Here is a 17,336-nt window from a genome sequence, read left to right on the forward strand (position 1 = left end):
CATGACCCAGACCTTTGATCCAAGTGCCTTTCTCGCGACCTGCAGTGGTCGTCCCGGCGTCTATCGCATGTTCGATGCCGAAGCCAGGCTTCTGTATGTGGGCAAAGCCAAGAATCTGAAGAAGCGCCTCGCCAGTTATTTTCGCAAGACCGGGCACGCGCCCAAGACTGGCGCTCTGGTGGCGCGCATCGCGCAGATTGAAACCACCATCACCGGTAACGAAACCGAAGCGCTGTTGCTCGAACAGACGCTGATCAAGGAATGGCGACCTCCTTACAACATTCTGCTGCGCGACGATAAGTCTTATCCGTATGTGTTCCTGTCCGACGGCAAGTTTCCGCGCCTGAGCATCCATCGTGGCGCAAAGAAAGCCAAAGGCCGGTATTTTGGCCCTTATCCGAGCGCGGGTGCCATCAGGGAAAGTCTTAGTCTGCTGCAAAAGACCTTTCTGGTGCGTCAGTGCGAAGACAGTTACTTCAAGAACCGTAACCGACCCTGTCTGCAGTACCAGATCAAGCGCTGCAAAGGGCCGTGCGTTGATCTGGTCGAGCCTGAGGTGTACGCAGAAGATGTGCGTCACTCGGTGATGTTTCTGGAAGGGCGCAGTAATGCCTTGAGCGACGAGTTGAACGCTGCAATGGAAAAGGCCGCCATGGCCCTGGATTTCGAGCGCGCGGCCGAACTGCGCGATCAGGTCGCCTTGTTGCGCCGTGTGCAGGATCAGCAGAGCATGGAAGGCGGCACCGGCGACGTCGATGTGGTCGCTGCGTTCGTCAACCCGGGCGGTGCGTGCGTGCATCTGATCTCGGTGCGCGGTGGTCGCGTACTGGGCAGCAAGAATTTTTTCCCTCAGGTGGGTATCGAGGAGGAGGTTGGCGAAGTCATGTCGGCCTTCCTGGCCCAATATTTCCTGGGTGGCGTTGACCGTGAGTTGCCCAGCGAAGTCATCGTCAACGTCGTTAATGAAGATTTTCCGGCCCTGATCGACGCAATTGAAGAGTCGCGCGGTCGCGAGATGACCATCAGCCACCGGGTGCGCGGTACCCGCGCGCGCTGGCAGCAACTGGCGGTGACCAATGCTGAACAGGCCCTGTCGGCGCGTCTTGCCAATCGCCAGCATGTGGCGTCGCGCTTCGAAGCGCTGGCCAAGGTGCTCAATCTGGACGAACCGCCGGTGCGTCTCGAGTGCTATGACATCAGTCACTCCAGTGGTGAGGCGACCGTTGCTTCCTGCGTGGTATTCGGCCCGGAAGGCCCGATCAAGGCGGATTATCGCCGTTTCAACATCGAAGGCGTGACGGCAGGCGATGACTATGCTGCCATGCATCAGGCGCTGACCCGACGCTACAGCCGCATCAAGGACGGAGAGGGCAAGCTGCCTGACGTCCTGTTGGTCGACGGTGGTAAAGGGCAGATGGCGATGGCTCGCGACGTGCTGAATGAACTGGCCATACCGGACCTCATCCTGCTCGGGGTCGCCAAGGGCACCACGCGCAAGGCCGGTTTCGAAACCCTGTACCTCAACGATGCCGCCCATGAGTTCACGTTGCCGGGTGACTCGCCTGCGCTGCACCTTATCCAGCAGATTCGAGACGAGGCGCACCGTTTTGCAATCACCGGGCACCGCGCCAGACGGGGCAAGACTCGCCGTACCTCGACGCTTGAAGGCGTGGCCGGGGTAGGGCCGACACGACGTCGCGACCTGCTCAAACACTTCGGCGGTCTTCAGGAATTGTCTCGTGCAAGCATCGATGAAATAGCAAAAGCACCGGGAATCAGTAAAAAGCTGGCAGAGTCGATTTATGCAAACCTGCACAGCGAGTAGAATGCTCGCTCACCTCGTAGCCAGTTGTGCCGATGAATATCCCTAATCTGATTACCGTACTACGCGTTTTACTGATTCCGATCTTCATTCTGTTGTTCTACATGCCTTATCACTGGAGCTATATGGCTGCCAGCGCGGTGTTTGCCTTTGCTGCGGCGACCGACTGGCTGGATGGGTATCTGGCACGTCGTCTGGAGCAGAGCACGCCATTCGGTGCGTTTCTCGATCCGGTCGCCGACAAGCTCATGGTGGCCGTTGCATTGGTGTTACTGGTTCAGGCTCACGCAAACCTGTGGCTGACGCTGCCGGCGGCGGTGATCATCGGACGCGAAATCGTCATTTCCGCCCTGCGCGAATGGATGGCAGAAATCGGCGCCAGAGCTCAGGTCGCAGTCTCGAACATGGGCAAATGGAAAACCGCTGCCCAGATGCTGGCGCTGGTCATCCTGCTCGGTAATCCGCCAGCCATCACGTTCTGGGTCATTCTGGGCTACGCGTTGCTGCTGGTGGCAGCAGGGCTGACATTGTGGTCGATGGTGCAATACCTGAGGGCCGCCTGGCCGCACCTGAAAACCACGGCAGAAAAAAAATAAGTTTTTGAATCAAGGGCTTGACGGGAGTTTTTGAATCGCTAGAATGGCGCCCGTCAACACGACAATGCGGGAATAGCTCAGTTGGTAGAGCACGACCTTGCCAAGGTCGGGGTCGCGAGTTCGAGTCTCGTTTCCCGCTCCAGATTCAGAAGAAAGCCACTCAGATTGAGTGGCTTTTTTTTTTGCCTGGAAAATGCCTGCAGTCCTCTTATCAAACAGCCTGTAAACCACTGAGTTTGCTGCACGACAGCGCTACGCCGAAGACGTAGTGGCGCCTCCCACATCGCAGCCGCGATTCAGGGGTTGGACAAACAGAAAAACCACCGCTCAATAAAGAGGCAACGCTACCTTCGTGCTTTCAGTACGCAGCCACCACACCATCTTTGCGTGGGTCGGTGCCGCCGACATAACCATGAGCGGTGCGCTGGATGATCTGCGCACCGCCAAAGGCAAACACACCGCTGGGCTCCTCCACCTCAATGTCATGACCTTTGGCGCGCAAAGCCTGGATTACCTTGGGGTCGAATGTGCGCTCCACGGCGACTTTCAAACCCTCTTCGAGCCTCCAGCGTGGGGCGTCGGCGGCGGCCTGTGGGTTTTGTTTATAGCGCAGGATGCGCATCATCATCTGCAGGTGCCCTTGGGCTTGCATCGGCCCGCCCATCAAACCGAAGGACATCAACGGCGTGCCGTCGGCATTCATCACGAACCCAGGAATGATGGTGTGGAATGGGCGCTTGCGCGGTGCCACGTAGTTGACGTGTTGCGGATCGAGAGAGAAGCCCGCGCCACGGTTCTGCAGGCTGATGCCCGTACCCGGCACCACCACCCCGGAGCCGAAGCCCATGTAGTTGGACTGGATGAATGAGATCATCGTGCCGCTTTCATCGGCTGCCGACAGGTACACCGTGCCGCCCGGTTTCGGCGAACCATGCCCCGGATTGGCAGCCTGGTCGGTGACCAACCCTGCGCGTTCGTTCAGATAGTTGTTGTCCAGCAGATGCTCGGAAGGCACACGCATGTGGTCACTGTCCGCCACATGCTCGTCCAGGTCGGCAAGGGCCAGTTTCATGGCTTCAAGCACAGGGTGCACGGTTTCCAGGCTGTCCACCGGATGCTCGCCGACCCCCAGGGCTTCGAGCATTGTCAGGCCGGACAGCGTGGCGATGCCTTGACCATTTGGTGGCAGCTCATGAACCACAGCACCGGCGTAAGGCACCGAAAGTGTATCGATCCAGTCAACGCGGTGGGTCGCCAGATCCTCCAGGCTCATGACGCTGCCATGGGTGTTGGCATGGGCGATGATGGCCTCGGCCAGTTCGCCGCGATAGAAGGCTTCACCCTTGGTCTGAGCGATCAGTTCGAGCGTGCGGGCATGATCCTTGAGCTGGATTTTTTCCCCGGCGTTCGGCGCTCTGCCATCGGGCATGAAGCAATCGGCAAAACCCGGTTGGTCCTTGAGCAGATGCGCGCCGCGCTTCCATAGTTCAGCGATGATTGGCGTGACCTGATAACCGTCACGGGCATAACCAATGGCAGGCTCAGCCAGGGTGGCGAACGGCAGTTTGCCGTAACGCGCTGACAGTTCGACCCAGGCCGACACTGCGCCCGGCACGGTGACCGCTGGCCAGCCGCGCTGTGGCATCTGGCTTTGACCTGCGAAGAACTCAGGGGTCCAGGCTTGTGGCGCGCGGCCGGAAGCGTTCAGGCCCTGCAACGTGTTGCCGTCCCAGACGATAGCGAAGGCGTCGCTGCCAATCCCGCAACCGGTGGGCTCGACCACGGTCAGGACCATGGCCGCAGCAATGGCTGCGTCGACGGCGTTGCCACCTTTGCGCAGCATGTCCAGCCCGGCCTGAGCGGCCAATGGCTGGGAGCAGGCGACCATGTTGCTGCCCATCACCGGCGAACGTGCCGAAGCGTAGGGTTGGCTGTAATCCAAATCATCGAACATAAGCTTTTCTCTCGGCAGAAGACGAATGTTTAGCCTCTTGGGTCCAGCGCATCGCGCAGGCCATCCCCCAGCAGGTTGAAACACAGGACCGTGATGTAGATCGCCACACCAGGGGCAATCGACATCCAGGGGGCCTGTTCCATAAAGTTTTTCGCGGTATTGAGCATCGAACCCCATGAAGGCGAGGGCGGTTGCTGGCCCAGACCAAGGAACGACAAACTGGCTTCAGCCAGAATCGCCGAGGCGATAGTCAAGGTCGCTTGCACGACCAAGGGCGACATCACGTTGGGCAGCACATAGCGCATGATGATCCAGCCGTCCGGCAAGCCAATCGCACGGGCACCTTCCAGGTAGTCCTCGTGTTTGATAGCCATCACCTGACCGCGGGTGAGCCGGGCAAAGATCGGCATGGCTGAAAGGCCGATGGCAATCATTGCGTTGGTCAGACTAGGGCCGAGGAAGGCGCCCAGCGCGATGGCCAATACCAGAAACGGGCAGGACAGCAGTGCTTCCATGACACGGGAGATGACCGCGTCCAGCTTGCCGCCGAAGTAACCACCCAGCAGGCCAAGCGGCACGCCGATGACCATCGCGATGGCCACCGAAACACCACCGGCCAGTAACGAGCTACGTGCGCCCAGAAGCAGACGGGAGAAGAGATCGCGACCGAGTTCGTCAGTGCCCATCCAGTAAATCAGCGACGGCGCTTTGCGGACCGCGAGGAAGTTGGCTTTGAGCGGGTCGTGTGGCGCAATCCATGGTGCCAGCAGGGCCGTCAGGATAAACAGCAGTAATACCGCCGCTCCAATCACCGCGCCTTTGTTAGCGAGGAATTTCTTCACGAACGGCGAGCGGCTGCGAGGTGCAAGCGCGCTATGAGGCAGACTGGCAATAGCGGTCATGAAGCAGTCCTCAGGCGCGGGTTGATGGTCCGATACAGCACGTCGGCCAGCATGTTCAGCAGCAGAAAGCCGATCGCCACACACAACACCACACCTTGCACCACGGCGTAGTCGCGGTTGAACACGGCATCGACAATCATCTTGCCGAAGCCGGGGATGCTGAACACTTGCTCGGTCAGCACAGCGCCGCCAAGCAGCTCACCGAACAGCAACGTGGTCAGGGTCACGATGGGCATCAAGGCATTACGCAAGGCGTGCTTGAGGATCACCGTGCGCGGTAACAGGCCTTTGGCGCGGGCAGTACGTACATAATCGGTGCGCAACACTTCGAGCATGGCGCTACGGGTATGGCGCATGAGAATCCCCGACAACCCGGCACCCAGCACGAAGGCAGGCAGGACGAGGGTTTTCAGGTTTTGCCCGAGGTCCTCGCCCACTGGTACAAAGCCCGATGCCGGCAGCCATTGCAGCTTCACCGCAAAGACCATAATCAGCAGGATCCCCAGCCAGAAATGCGGAATGGAAATTCCTGACAACGCCACGACGTTGGCCCCGTAGTCGACGGCAGTGCCTTTGCGCACCGCCGAAATGATCCCTGTGGGTATGCCAATCAGCAGCGCGATCAGCAAAGCCAGCACCGCCAGCTCCAGTGTCACCGGCAGCTTGGACGCCAACAGCGTGGTCACCGGTTGTTCGGTGCGCAGCGAAGTGCCGAAGTCGCCGGTCAGGACATTGCCGACCCAGTTCAGGTACTGCAAGGGGATCGGGTCGTTGAGCCGATACTTGTCGCGCAGGTATTCCATCACCGCCGGGTCACGCTCTTCACCTGCCATGGCAAGCACCGGGTCGCCCGGTAACAGTTTCTGCAGGGTGAAGACGAAGAGCGAAACCAGAATCAGTGTCGGGATCGCACTAAGCAGGCGTCGCAGAATAAACATCAGCATACCGGACCCTCTTTTCTGCGGCGATCATTCACTGTCATGGCTTGAACGCGACATTGTTCAGACGAATCAGGCCATCCGGGTTTGGCACGAAACCGGTTACGTTGTTACGCATGGCAATGATTCGCGGATCGAAATACAGGTACGCGGTCGGCATTTCATCAGCCAGTAAACGCAGGGCTTCGTTGTAAAGGGCCTGACGCTGGGCAACATCGTTGACAGTACGGGCCTTGTTCAACAGCTCGTCGAGTTTGGCGTTGCAATATTTGCCGTCATTCTGGCCGCCCTTGCAGGTCACGAACTGGTGAATGTCACCATCCGGATCAGGACGGCCCGACCAGGCGCTCATGCCGATCTGGAAGTTGCCGCTTTGCTGTTCGCTAAGCAGGGTGGCGTATTCAGTGGCAATCAGATTGACCTTGAAACCCGCTTCCTCAGCCATGGCCTGAATGATCTGTCCGACCTGTTGTGCGATAGGGTTGTTGGCCACTTTCAGGTCCACTGCCATTGGCAGCTTCACGCCTGCTTCGGCCAGCAAGGCCTTGCTCTTTTCCACATCGCGGGTCGGGATCGGCAGATCCTTGTCGTAGTACGGGCTGTTTTTCGGAAACGGCTGGGCGCTTGGCGCATACAGGCCTTCGAACACCACCTGGTTGATCGCGTCACGGTCGATGGACAGCTCGAATGCCTTGCGCACGCGCTTGTCTTTGCCCATCGGCGAACTGGCCTTTTCGCCGTTGTTGATGTTGAACATCAACTGCATGTAGCCAAGCCCGGGAGTGTTGTAGACCGCCAGCTTGCTGTCCGCCTTGGCGGTTTTCACGTCGGTGGGGGCGACCCGTTCGATGATGTCCAGGTCGCCGGAGCGCAGGTTGGCCAGACGCACGGAGGTGTCCGGAATCGGCAGGAAAATCACTTTGTCGAAGTGATAAGCCTGCTTGTTCCAGTAGTTATCGAATCGCTCCAGCACAATGCGATCCTGCTGCACGCGCTGGACGAATTTGTAAGGGCCGGAGCACACCGGTCTGGAGGCAAACTCACCCTGGGTGGCCTTCGGCGCAAGCATCATTCCGGCGCGGTCCGAAAGTTGGGAGACCAGGGTGGCGTCCGCTTGCTTGAGTTTGATGGCAACGGTTTTGGCGTCGACCACTTCAACGCTGTCCACCGAGGCCAGTTCACTCTTGCGCAGGGAGTCGGGCAGGGTGCGGGCGCGGTCCAGGTTGAACTTCACCGAGGCAGCATCGAACGCTTCGCCGTCGTGGTAAGTCACCCCTTCGCGCAGCGTCATGGTCAGGGTCTTGCCGTCTTCGCTCCAGTTCCAGGCAGTGGCCAGTTGTGGAGCGTAAGTCAGGTCCGGATTCACATCTACCAGCTTGTCACACAGTGCCGTATAGACCAGGCGGCCCGAATAGGTACGCGAACGATGCGGGTCAAGCCCGTCAGGATCGTCCTGAATGCCGATGCGCAGGATTGACTCGGCAAAAGCGGCGTTGGCAGCCAGCAATAACAAGGTTCCTGTCATGACGCGTGCAATTTTCATGGCTGGCTCTCCATTGCAAGGGATTGATGGTTCTTGAACAGGTTCAGGCGCTGGGTATAGGCAGCGCTGGGTGTCGGTAAAATCAGGGTGCCTGCACCGGCATTGGCGATTTCACGCCAGAAGTGACACGCCACCTGACGCTCGGCCTCGACGGTTTCCATCACGGGCACGACTTCCTTGCACAGCGCCCGGGCGTGCGGGCAGCGGGTATGGAAGCGGCAACCCGATGGCGGGCGGCTCGGGCTCGGCATGTCGCCACCCAGCAATGGGCGTGGCTGGCGCAGGTCCGGATGGCTGACCGGCACGGCGGCCATCAGCGCCTGGGTGTAAGGGTGCAGAGGGTTTTCAAACAGATCGTTGACCGGCGCCAGTTCGACGATTTCCCCCAGATACATCACGGCTACCCGGTCGCTCATGTGGCGGATCACGGCCAGGCCGTGGGCGACAATCACCAAGGTAAGACCGAACTGATGCTTGAGGTCTTCCAGCAGGTTGACCACTTGCGCCTGCACCGAAACGTCCAGCGCGGACACAGGCTCGTCACCCAGAATCAGACGCGGGTCGGACGCCAGTGCCCTGGCAATGCCGATGCGCTGACGCTGACCACCGGAGAACTCGTGAGGGTGGCGGTTGCCGTGCTCGGGCGCGAGGCCCACGGTGCACAGCAACTCGGCGACTTTGGCCTGGCGGTCGCTACGGCTGATATCGTCGTGCAGCCAGATAGGCTCACCGACGATGGATTCCACAGTCATGCGCGGATTGAGCGAGGCAAAGGGATCCTGAAAAATGATCTGCAAGTCACGCCGTACCTGGCGCAGCTTTTCCGGGGACAGATTGGCCAGGTTGCGGCCTTCATAGATGACGTCACCTGCCGTAGGTTTGAGCAGGTTGAGCAGCAGACGGCCGAGGGTTGATTTACCCGAGCCGGACTCGCCTACCAACGCCAGGGTTTCCCCTTTGCGCACCGACAGATTGACCTGATTGACGGCTTGCACCGGCGGCTTTTTGCGCTGAAACAAGCCGCTTTCCACCCCGAAGTGTTTGCTCAGGTCGATGCCTTCGAGAATGATCTCGGGGTTTGCACCCTCAATGATGTGGCGTTCAGAAAGGCTCACGCACTGACTCCGATATGCTGTTCCAGTGGCGCACGAATGCACGCAGCGAAATGTCCGGGGGTAAGCTCAAGCAGCGCTGGGCGCGCCTCGTGACAGGCCTGAATCACAAAAGGGCAGCGCCCGGCGAATCGGCAACCGGTGGGCATCTCCGCAGGCGTCGGGACGCGACCACTGATGGTTGCCAGGCGACCTTCACGCGGGCCAATAGATGGCATCGAACCCATCAGGCCGATGGTGTAAGGGTGCTGGGGGTCATCGAATAGGGTTTTTACCGGGCCGCTTTCCACCACTTGCCCTGCGTACATCACCATCACGTCGTCAGCGACTTCGGCGACCACGCCCAGATCGTGGGTGATCAGGATCATGGCCGTGCCGGTTTCAGACTGCAGATTGGCGATCAGCGACAGGATCTGCGCCTGAATGGTCACGTCCAGAGCTGTGGTGGGTTCGTCGGCGATGATCAGCGCCGGATCGTTGGCCAGCGCCATGGCAATCATTGCCCGCTGCCGCATGCCGCCGGACAGCTCATGGGGGTAAGCGTCCAGGCGTTGCGCGGCATCAGGCACACGGACCTTTTCGAGCATTTGCAGCGCGCGCTGACGGGCGTCCCGGACCGACATGCCCTGATGGCGGATCACGCTTTCGGCGATCTGCTCGCCAATGGTGAAGACCGGGTTCAAGGAGGTCATGGGCTCCTGGAAAATCATCGCCATACGGTTGCCGCGCACATCCAGCAAGCGCTCGTCGGACATGCCCAGCAAGGCTTCATCGAGCAGGGCGGAGGTACGGGCGGTGATCCTGGCGGTGTCAGGCAGTAAGCCCATCAGCGCCATGGACGTAACGCTTTTACCGCATCCTGACTCTCCAACGATGGCCAGGGTCTTGCCGCGCTGGACCGAGAACGAGACGCCATCCACGACATTGGCGGGTGCGCCTGCAAAGCACACGGTCAAGTTGCTGACACTCAATACCGTGTCGATAGCCTGAGTTGTGGTGCTCATGAGCTTGCCTCCAGATCTTGGTTGATGACGGTGTCCAGCGCCTGTTGCAACGCGCGCAAATGGCCACGCATGGCTGCGGCTGCTTTGATCGGATCACGGCTTTCTATAGCGCCGACAATGTCGTTGTGGTCGTGGCTGTAGTTGTCGAGGCGGTCTGCGTTACGAGCCCGCTGACGCAGGTCACGCCATGCCGGGTCGAGCCGGATCGCATCGAGCATTTCAAAGATATCCAGCATCAGGCGGTTACCTGCGGCCTCGGCGATTGCGCGATGCAGGGCGCTGTCCCACAGCTCAATGCCCTCGGCATCGGCAGGCTCGGTGGCCTGTTGGTGTCTGGTGCGTTCGGCAAGGCGGCGCAAGATTGCCATCTGGTCGCCGTTGGCTCGAACCGCCGCCAGGGAAGCCAGTGCCGGTTCCAGATGCAGGCGCGCCTCCATCACCTCGCTGAAATTGGTCCGTCCGGACAACCGGGCAAAGCTCATGGCCGCACTGGGCGGAGTAGGGCCGACGAAGGTTCCTTTGCCCTGACGCCGCCAGATCTGCCCTTCGGCTTCCAGTACCGCCAGCGCCCGCCGGATCGCCCGGCGACTGACGCCAAAATCGGCGGCCAGATCCCGTTCGGTCGGCAATGCCCGCTGCGGGAAGGCAGCATGTTGCGCGACCATCTGCCGCAAGGCATCCAGCGCCAGTTTCGACGTGTTGTCGATGCGGGCGTCGATGGAGGTGTCGGGGTCGAACCTTTGCATCCTGGTACTCGCGGCAGTCCATAAACGTACGCTCCGAGCTGCCTGTAGGCAGGAGATCGAGGCAAAGGTGCAAGTGCAAGAGCGATGCCAATCAAAATTGGTTCACACAGGGATTGGCGCCATGTGCCAGGCTATTACTCAGAAGTCGCGGAGGCAGGGGCCAATAAGCAAAGATTCGTCGGCATGTTCAGGGGATGAAAGGGAATTGGTTCGTGGATGATTGAACCAATTTTGTCGCTGATGCGGATTGTGCATCGATTCGTGCGCAGTGCGCCGGGCTGGTGCCTGGTATTGATCTGGAATGCGATTCCAGTGCTGGTGATTCTATGTCTGCCTTCCAGCTGATGCCGTAGAGCCTGCGTTGGCGGGGAAGCCGCACCTTTGACACCAATAGGCAGCGATCAAAACGGCCTCTAAGAAAAAGGACCTGAAGGTCCTTTTTTATTTCTACGCAAACCGCGACTCAGTTGTTCGCCACGTGCGGCTTTTCGGTCTCCCGCATGAACTGCTCCAGTTCCTTGCTGTAGAACTTCGCGTTGCTTGTCGTCCCATGGCCTCGGGTTTCGGCGCTGGCAGGGATGAGCAGCAGCCTGGCGTTCCTGATCTCTCGTAGCGAGCCTTCCAGCAGCCCTGTTTCCGGTGGGTTACGTTCGTCGTCTGCCGCGTTTATCGCCAGCACTGGCGCCTGGATTTTATTCAGCCCCTTCGACGCGTCGTAATCGGCGGAGGACTGCCATTGATAGATGAAGTCGTTGGCGTCAGACGTCTGTGGTGAGTTGAGCCGGTCATCCACGTACTTGTCAGCCAGCGCCCGGGAAGGGGCCGCAGCCTGATAGGCCAGATTGCCACCGCTGGTGCCGATGCTGAACATTGCGTTGGCCAGGCGCAGGGACGGCGGTTGTGTGGTGTAGTTGCCGTTGTTCCAGGCCGGATCCTGCTTGATTGATTCCACAAGCAGCCGACGCATCATCCAGTTGCGCGATGACATTGGCGTGGGTTGCGAGGCCATCGGCACGAGTGCATCCATCATCTGCGGCCAGGTCTGACCCCACATCCAGGTTTGCATGCCGCCCATGGAATTACCAATGATCAGGCGCAGGTGCTTGACGCCAAGTCCCTCGGTCACCAGTCGATACTGCGCCTGAACCATATCGGCGTAGTTGTATTCGGGGAAGCTGGCGCGCAGGCCGTCCGAGGGTTTGGTGGATTGCCCCATGCCAATGCCATCGGTGGAAATGATGTAGTACTTGCTCGCGCTCAGCGGCTGGCCTTCGCCGAATAACTCACCCCCAAAATCCTTGGCCAGGATGTCGCTGCCGGGCCGGTAAGTGCCGTGCAGGAAAAGAATGGCAGGGTTCTTCGGGTCGCCGAGAGTGATGTAGTGCAGTTTCAGGTTGGCGAGTTTTTCACCCGTGTGAAAGGTGAACTCGGGGGCGACCCAGTCGCCTTCTTTCGCAGCCGGGAGGGGGGCGGCGTGAAGGCTGGAGGCGAGACAAAACAGAAACATCAGCCCGGTGGCAGGGCGCAAGGCGGAGCGCTGCATGAAAGGTATCCTGTCTGGTTTTTATTGTCAGGTTGTATGCGTGCCGGACGGATACTCCTCCTGTGATCGTATTTTGTGAAGCTGTTTTTCAGTTAACAATGATTAACATTGGGCAACGAAAAAAGGACCTTAGGTCCTTTTTTCGTTTCTGGGGTAAACCGCCAGGTGCCATAGACCAGAAGTCGAGCGGGCTACTTATAGCGCTGCTCGAACGTCGCCAGATTTTCTGGCGTGATCAATTGAAAAGGCACCCACACGTCAGCTGTGACTGGCTCACCCTTGATCATCTTGATCGCTGACTGCATCGCACTGGCGGCCTGGGCCTTGGGGTCCTGAAAGACCGACGCAACCAGCATCCCGCGTTTGATCGCTGCCAGACCGTCAGGCAGGCCGTCGATACCGACAATCGCAACCTCGCCCTTTGCCTTGCCTGCCTGCTGCAGGGCCATGGCTGCGCCGATTGCCATCTCGTCGTTATTGGCAATGATCGCGTCGAAACGGCTGCCTGCGAGCAGCCAGTTGCTGGTCAGGTCCATTCCCTTGCTGCGTTGCCACTCGGCACTTTGCTGTTCAACGACCTTTATGTTCGGGTAGTCCTTGAGGATCTGTTTGACGCCTTCGGTACGGTCATGCGTGGCGTTTTGCGCCAGGTCGCCCATGATGATTGCGAGGGTGCCTTTGCCTCCCAGCTTTTCAGCCAGATAACGCATTTGCAGTTGCCCGGCCTCGATATCGTTGGACGCGACCGTGACCACCCCTGTGGGCAGCTTGCGTTCGTCCGGGTGACGATTGACGTACACCAACGGAATTTTTGCTGCCACCGCAGCGCGGGTCATGCTCGCTGTGGCGGAAGTGTCGACGGGCAGGACGATGACTGCATCGACTTTTTGATTGAGAAATCCCTGAACCTGATTGAGCTGGCGAACCACATCGCCCTGTGCGTCCTCGAACTGGATCTGGACGTTCTCCTGCCTGGCGGCGTCATCCAGACCGTTACGCACATAGGTCATGAAGTTATCGTCAACTCTGGCGATACTGACCCCGATGCGGTAACTGGCGGCGGCCCAGTGGCTGAACAGGGTCAGCAGCGTAGCGAGCAGCAGTGTGTAAATGCGCATGACGGTGTTCCTTTTGTTGTTATGGGTAGACCTTCACTGACAAGCGTTGGCGCTCAGTGCGGCGTGCTCAGTCAAGCGTGAACGCGTGACGGAAACGCTCAAGTGCCCGTTCGCTGTCGCCGCTGGCCCAGCCCTCGAGGCCGACCACGCCGCTGTAACCGATGCGGGACAATGCTCTGGCAATCGCCGGGTAGTGAATCTCGCCAGTACCGGGCTCCATGCGACCGGGCACATCCGCGACCTGAATTTCACCGATGGCCTTGCCGGCGCGCTGGATCAGCTCGATCAGGTTTCCTTCCCCGATTTGCGCGTGATACAGGTCAAGATTCATTTTCAGGTACGGGCTGTCTACGGCTTCGATGAGTGCCAGTGTATCTTCGGCGCGGGCGAAGGGCGTGCCGGGGTGATCGACCTCGGTGTTCAGGTTTTCCAGCAGAAACACCCGGCCCGCGTCCTCGCCCAGCCGCGCGATCTTTTCCAATGTCTTGCAGGCGCTCAGCCACATGCGCCCTGTGGTATGCGCGACCGGCTTGACCGGCAGGCCGTCAGCGTCCAGGCCGGTGCCATGCAGGTTCAGGCTCGGGCAGTTCAACTGCTCGGCGACCCTCAGTGATTCGCGTGCGGAGTCGAGCAACCGACCGATGTCGTCCTGATCGGTCAGGTTGCCGGAGATGTAGCCGGTCATGGAGGTAAAATCTGCGCCCGTGGCCACAAGGGCCGCGATGTCCGTGGTCGTCCAGTTCCAGATCTCGACGCTGAAGCCCAGCGCATGGATACGCTCGACGCGTTCGGTGAAGGGCAGGTCTAGGAATACCATTTCAGCGCTGACGGCCAGTTTAAAGGGCGTGACGCTCATGAGGCGGCTCCTTGCACGCGTACCGCCTTGCCTTGCTGAAAGGATTCGATGCAGGCGCGGGCAATGGCCAGGGCTGCCCGTGCATCTTCGCCGCTTGCCAAAGGTTTTTCGCCACTGCGCATGCAGCCAACGAAATGGTTGAGTTCGGCGACATAGGCATCGCGCAGCAGGTCGGTGTCCATTCTCTGGGTGTCAGCCTGGACGCCGGTCGCCAGATAGCGAAGCAGGTCGGACTCATTGACACTGCCCATGCTCAGCATGCCAGCGCTGCCAAAGACTTCTCCCCGGACATCGTAGCCATAGACCGCCTGGAAATTCGCCTCGGCAACCGCAATCGCGCCGTTATCGAAGCGGACGGTAACCACGGCGGTATCGAGAAATCCGTTGGCCTTGAATTCCGGGGCGATCAGGGCGTCTGCCATGACAAACACCTCGACCGCTTCCGCGCCTGGATTGAGATAGCGCAGGGTGTCGAAGTCATGAATCAGGGTTTCGAGGAAGATCACCCACTGAGGCGACGCGGCCGGATTATTCAGGGCCGGATCGCGAGTCAGCGATCGCAGCAGCTGTGGCGTCCCGATTCGGCCTGCAACAACGTCCAGATGGGCTGTGCGAAAACTTTTCGCGAAGCGCCGGTTGAAGCCGACCTGCAAGGTCACTTGTGCATCGGCAGCCGCAGCGATAGCGCGGTCGGCCTCGTCCAGCGTGATTGCCATCGGTTTTTCACAGAAGACGCTTTTTCCGTCGCGGGCGGCTTTTATCACCAGTTCGGCATGGCTGCGGGCAGGCGCGGCGATCAGAACGCCGTCGATGTCCGGGTCGTCCAGCAGTTGCTGTGGGTCTGAGTAGACTTTTTGCACGCCCAGCTCTGCTGCCAGGCGTGTCGCGTGGGCGTGAGAGGGGTCAGCGATGGCAGTCAGACTTGCTCCGGGAATATGCCGTGCGGCGGTCAGGCCGTGAAAGCTACCCATGCGTCCGGCGCCGATGAGACCCAGACGGATCGTTTGCGATGTACTCATGACGTTTCCTTTTTATTGTTGTTGGGTTTGCCGACGGTAAGGGCGGTCGGCATCAGGGCAGGAGCAATCACTGTGCCAATTAATAAGTAGCTGATTTTAAAGATAATTATTTTAAAAACTGAATAATTATGTGTATTTAAAAGACATGTCTACACTGACATGTCAAAAATATGAACATAGCGAGATGAGCGATGAGCCCACAGCCGATGATTCTCAGTGCGGAGGACCGCGATTACCTCACTGCACTCGGTCCGGCCTCAATGAACGCCGGGCCGAGCGAGGCGCTGAAAAGCGCCTGGATAGCTTGCCTTGAGGGATGCACCGAGCGGCCTGCAGAAATCAGGCAGGTCATCTGGGATTCGTGGTTACGCAGCGTTGAAGCCGATATCGATCCGGCCGATGGCGAATACCGTTTCGTCACGCCCGGCGAGTTGAATGCGGCGTTGGCGACAAATCGTGCATTGATCGCCGCAGCGGCTCAGGTCATGGGCGGCTTGCTGGCTTATAACCCCAGAGGTCATATCAACCTGACTGACGCACAGGGCACGACCCTGTATTTCTGCGGGCTGGATCTCACGCCGGTGGGCAGCGTATTGCTGGAGTCGGTACAGGGCACCAACTGCACCGGCCTGGCGCTCGCCGAAGATCGACTGGTCTATGTGCTGGCCGAGGAGAACTTCGGTTCAGGCCTGCGACAACGGAGCATGCACTGCGCCGCTGCACCCATCAGGGACACGGAGGGGCGCACACTGGCGATGTTGACCCTGACCGCAGAGCCGGGCTGGTTTCATTTCCATACGCTCGGCACCGTTCAGGCCGCAGCCGAGGCGGTGTCACGGCAGATGGCTTTGCAGGCGCTGCTGGAAGAACAGCAGGCGGTGCTTGAGGTGCTCAATGAGGGCTTGGTGGTGTTGAACGGGCAAGGCTGCATAAAAGCACTCAATCGTTACGCCCGGCAGCTGTTTCGCGTCGGGCTTGATGTGCTGGGCAGTCCTTTTCAACAGCTCGGTCAGAGCGAGCTGACCGATGGAATCCTGCAGCGTGGCGGGGAAGGGGTGCGTGATCTGGATTGCACCTTCGAGTTGCATGACCGCAGTCATCTGGCGTGTCTGGTTTCGATCTGCCCGCTGGAGCAGGGTGGCCTGATTGTTTCGTTGCGTGAGAAAAGACGGATTCGGGATATCACCCACAAGATCATCGGCAGCCAGGCCAGCTACACCTTCGACACCATTCAGGGCAGTTCACGCGCGATACAGGACGCGCTGCATCTGGGCCGGATCGCCAGTCGTAGTGATTCCACGACACTGATCCTGGGCGAGAGCGGTACCGGCAAGGAGTTGTTCGCCCAGGCGATCCATAACGCCAGTGAACGGTGCGGCGGTCCTTTTGTGGCGGTCAACTGCGGAGCCATTCCGCGGGATCTGGTGCAGAGCGAACTGTTTGGTCACACAGAAGGCGCCTTCACCGGTTCGGCTCGCGGGGGCGCCGCAGGGAAGTTCGAACTGGCTGATGGCGGAACAATCTTTCTCGATGAAATCGGAGACATGTCCTTCGATGCTCAGGTCAGTCTGCTACGGGTTCTGCAGGAAGGCGAAGTGACTCGTGTCGGGGCGAAGAAATCGCAACGGGTGAACGTGCGGATCATCGCGGCGACTCATCGCAATCTGAGTCAGGCGGTGGCTGATGGAGCCTTTCGTGAAGACCTCTATTACCGTCTCAACGTGCTGAACCTGACCGTGCCTCCCTTGCGAATGCGGCGCGAGGACGTGCCCTTGCTGGCGCGCCACTTTCTCGTTCGCTGTGCCCGCTCGCTGCGCAAACCTGTGCGCGATTTTTCGCAGGAGGCATTGGATACCCTGTGCGGCTATCACTGGCCAGGCAATGTGCGCGAGCTGGAAAATATCATCGAGCGCGCGACCAATCTCGCTACGAATGAGCGTGTTCAGCTCAGTGACCTGCCGCTGGAAATCCGGCAAGGTTTGCGCCCACTGGCGCCGGGGATCGTGTCCGAGATTCGGACAACGCCGGACCTTGGCGCCCATGAGATGAACGCAATCGCCGCCGCCCTTGAGGAAACGCGAGGCAACATTCGTCAGGCTGCCCAGCGGCTGAAGGTCTCGCGCGGCGGTCTGTACAACAAGATGGAACGCTACGGACTCAAGGCCGAGGCGTTCCGATCATGA

General features: G+C 59.5%; 15 protein-coding genes and 1 tRNA gene. 5 read left to right on the forward strand and 11 right to left on the reverse strand.

Annotated elements, in window-relative coordinates; translation table 11 throughout:
• Position 1: 1 nt before the first annotated feature.
• The 3 genes from uvrC to AC0IXS_RS26870 all read left to right on the forward strand — a co-directional run bounded on the left by uvrC (position 2) and on the right by AC0IXS_RS26870 (position 2,560).
• A complete protein-coding gene (gene uvrC, locus AC0IXS_RS26860) occupies positions 2–1,825 on the forward strand; it encodes an excinuclease ABC subunit UvrC (RefSeq protein WP_025992956.1) in 1,824 nt (607 codons plus the stop codon).
• 32 nt (positions 1,826–1,857) lie between these two features.
• Positions 1,858–2,418 (forward strand): CDP-diacylglycerol--glycerol-3-phosphate 3-phosphatidyltransferase, encoded by a 561-nt coding sequence (gene pgsA, locus AC0IXS_RS26865; protein WP_004879535.1) that lies wholly within the window; start codon positions 1,858–1,860, stop codon positions 2,416–2,418.
• A gap of 66 nt (positions 2,419–2,484) precedes the next feature.
• Positions 2,485–2,560 (forward strand) — tRNA-Gly (locus tag AC0IXS_RS26870).
• 216 nt (positions 2,561–2,776) lie between these two features.
• On the opposite strand, the gene AC0IXS_RS26875 is transcribed toward AC0IXS_RS26870, so the two are convergent.
• Genes AC0IXS_RS26875 through AC0IXS_RS26905 form a run of 7 tightly spaced genes read right to left on the reverse strand, consistent with a single transcriptional unit; the run spans position 2,777 to position 10,617 of the window.
• Positions 2,777–4,372 (reverse strand): gamma-glutamyltransferase family protein, encoded by a 1,596-nt coding sequence (locus AC0IXS_RS26875; RefSeq protein ID WP_057408909.1) that lies wholly within the window; start codon positions 4,370–4,372, stop codon positions 2,777–2,779.
• Positions 4,373–4,401: 29 nt separating this feature from the next.
• Complete coding sequence (locus tag AC0IXS_RS26880; protein ID WP_057408908.1) at positions 4,402–5,274, reverse strand: ABC transporter permease; 873 nt, start codon at positions 5,272–5,274, stop codon at positions 4,402–4,404.
• Complete coding sequence (locus AC0IXS_RS26885) at positions 5,271–6,218, reverse strand: ABC transporter permease (RefSeq protein WP_122436933.1); 948 nt, start codon at positions 6,216–6,218, stop codon at positions 5,271–5,273. Before AC0IXS_RS26885 ends, AC0IXS_RS26880 begins: the two co-directional genes overlap by 4 nt.
• Positions 6,219–6,252: 34 nt before the next feature.
• The gene (locus AC0IXS_RS26890) at positions 6,253–7,755 is read right to left on the reverse strand and encodes an ABC transporter substrate-binding protein (RefSeq protein ID WP_057408906.1); all 1,503 of its coding nucleotides are present in this window, start codon (positions 7,753–7,755) and stop codon (positions 6,253–6,255) included.
• A complete protein-coding gene (locus AC0IXS_RS26895; RefSeq protein WP_449123871.1) occupies positions 7,752–8,870 on the reverse strand; it encodes an ABC transporter ATP-binding protein in 1,119 nt (372 codons plus the stop codon). The genes AC0IXS_RS26890 and AC0IXS_RS26895 overlap by 4 nt, the downstream gene beginning before the upstream one ends.
• Complete coding sequence (locus tag AC0IXS_RS26900; protein ID WP_471826146.1) at positions 8,867–9,871, reverse strand: ABC transporter ATP-binding protein; 1,005 nt, start codon at positions 9,869–9,871, stop codon at positions 8,867–8,869. The genes AC0IXS_RS26895 and AC0IXS_RS26900 overlap by 4 nt, the downstream gene beginning before the upstream one ends.
• A complete protein-coding gene (locus AC0IXS_RS26905; protein ID WP_471826148.1) occupies positions 9,868–10,617 on the reverse strand; it encodes a FadR/GntR family transcriptional regulator in 750 nt (249 codons plus the stop codon). The genes AC0IXS_RS26900 and AC0IXS_RS26905 overlap by 4 nt, the downstream gene beginning before the upstream one ends.
• 216 nt (positions 10,618–10,833) lie before the next feature.
• Between AC0IXS_RS26905 and AC0IXS_RS26910 the strand changes: the two genes are divergently transcribed.
• Complete coding sequence (locus tag AC0IXS_RS26910; protein ID WP_471826150.1) at positions 10,834–10,962, forward strand: hypothetical protein; 129 nt, start codon at positions 10,834–10,836, stop codon at positions 10,960–10,962.
• A 118-nt stretch (positions 10,963–11,080) separates the two neighbouring features.
• On the opposite strand, the gene AC0IXS_RS26915 is transcribed toward AC0IXS_RS26910, so the two are convergent.
• From AC0IXS_RS26915 to AC0IXS_RS26930, 4 genes are all read right to left on the reverse strand, one after another.
• The gene (locus tag AC0IXS_RS26915) at positions 11,081–12,160 is read right to left on the reverse strand and encodes an alpha/beta fold hydrolase (RefSeq protein WP_122436928.1); all 1,080 of its coding nucleotides are present in this window, start codon (positions 12,158–12,160) and stop codon (positions 11,081–11,083) included.
• A 191-nt stretch (positions 12,161–12,351) separates the two neighbouring features.
• Positions 12,352–13,278 (reverse strand): sugar ABC transporter substrate-binding protein, encoded by a 927-nt coding sequence (locus AC0IXS_RS26920; protein WP_471826152.1) that lies wholly within the window; start codon positions 13,276–13,278, stop codon positions 12,352–12,354.
• A gap of 67 nt (positions 13,279–13,345) precedes the next feature.
• Complete coding sequence (locus AC0IXS_RS26925; protein WP_057408900.1) at positions 13,346–14,134, reverse strand: TIM barrel protein; 789 nt, start codon at positions 14,132–14,134, stop codon at positions 13,346–13,348.
• Positions 14,131–15,153: a Gfo/Idh/MocA family oxidoreductase gene (locus AC0IXS_RS26930; protein WP_320471606.1), complete on the reverse strand. Its 1,023-nt coding sequence runs from the start codon at positions 15,151–15,153 to the stop codon at positions 14,131–14,133. Before AC0IXS_RS26930 ends, AC0IXS_RS26925 begins: the two co-directional genes overlap by 4 nt.
• Before the next feature lie 191 nt (positions 15,154–15,344).
• Here AC0IXS_RS26930 and AC0IXS_RS26935 point away from each other — a divergent pair, with 191 nt between their 5' ends.
• Positions 15,345–17,336 carry a sigma-54 interaction domain-containing protein gene (locus tag AC0IXS_RS26935; RefSeq protein WP_191958028.1) on the forward strand — a complete coding sequence of 664 codons (1,992 nt, stop codon included), beginning with the start codon at positions 15,345–15,347 and terminating at the stop codon, positions 17,334–17,336.

The organism is Pseudomonas sp. AC016, from assembly GCF_979253365.1.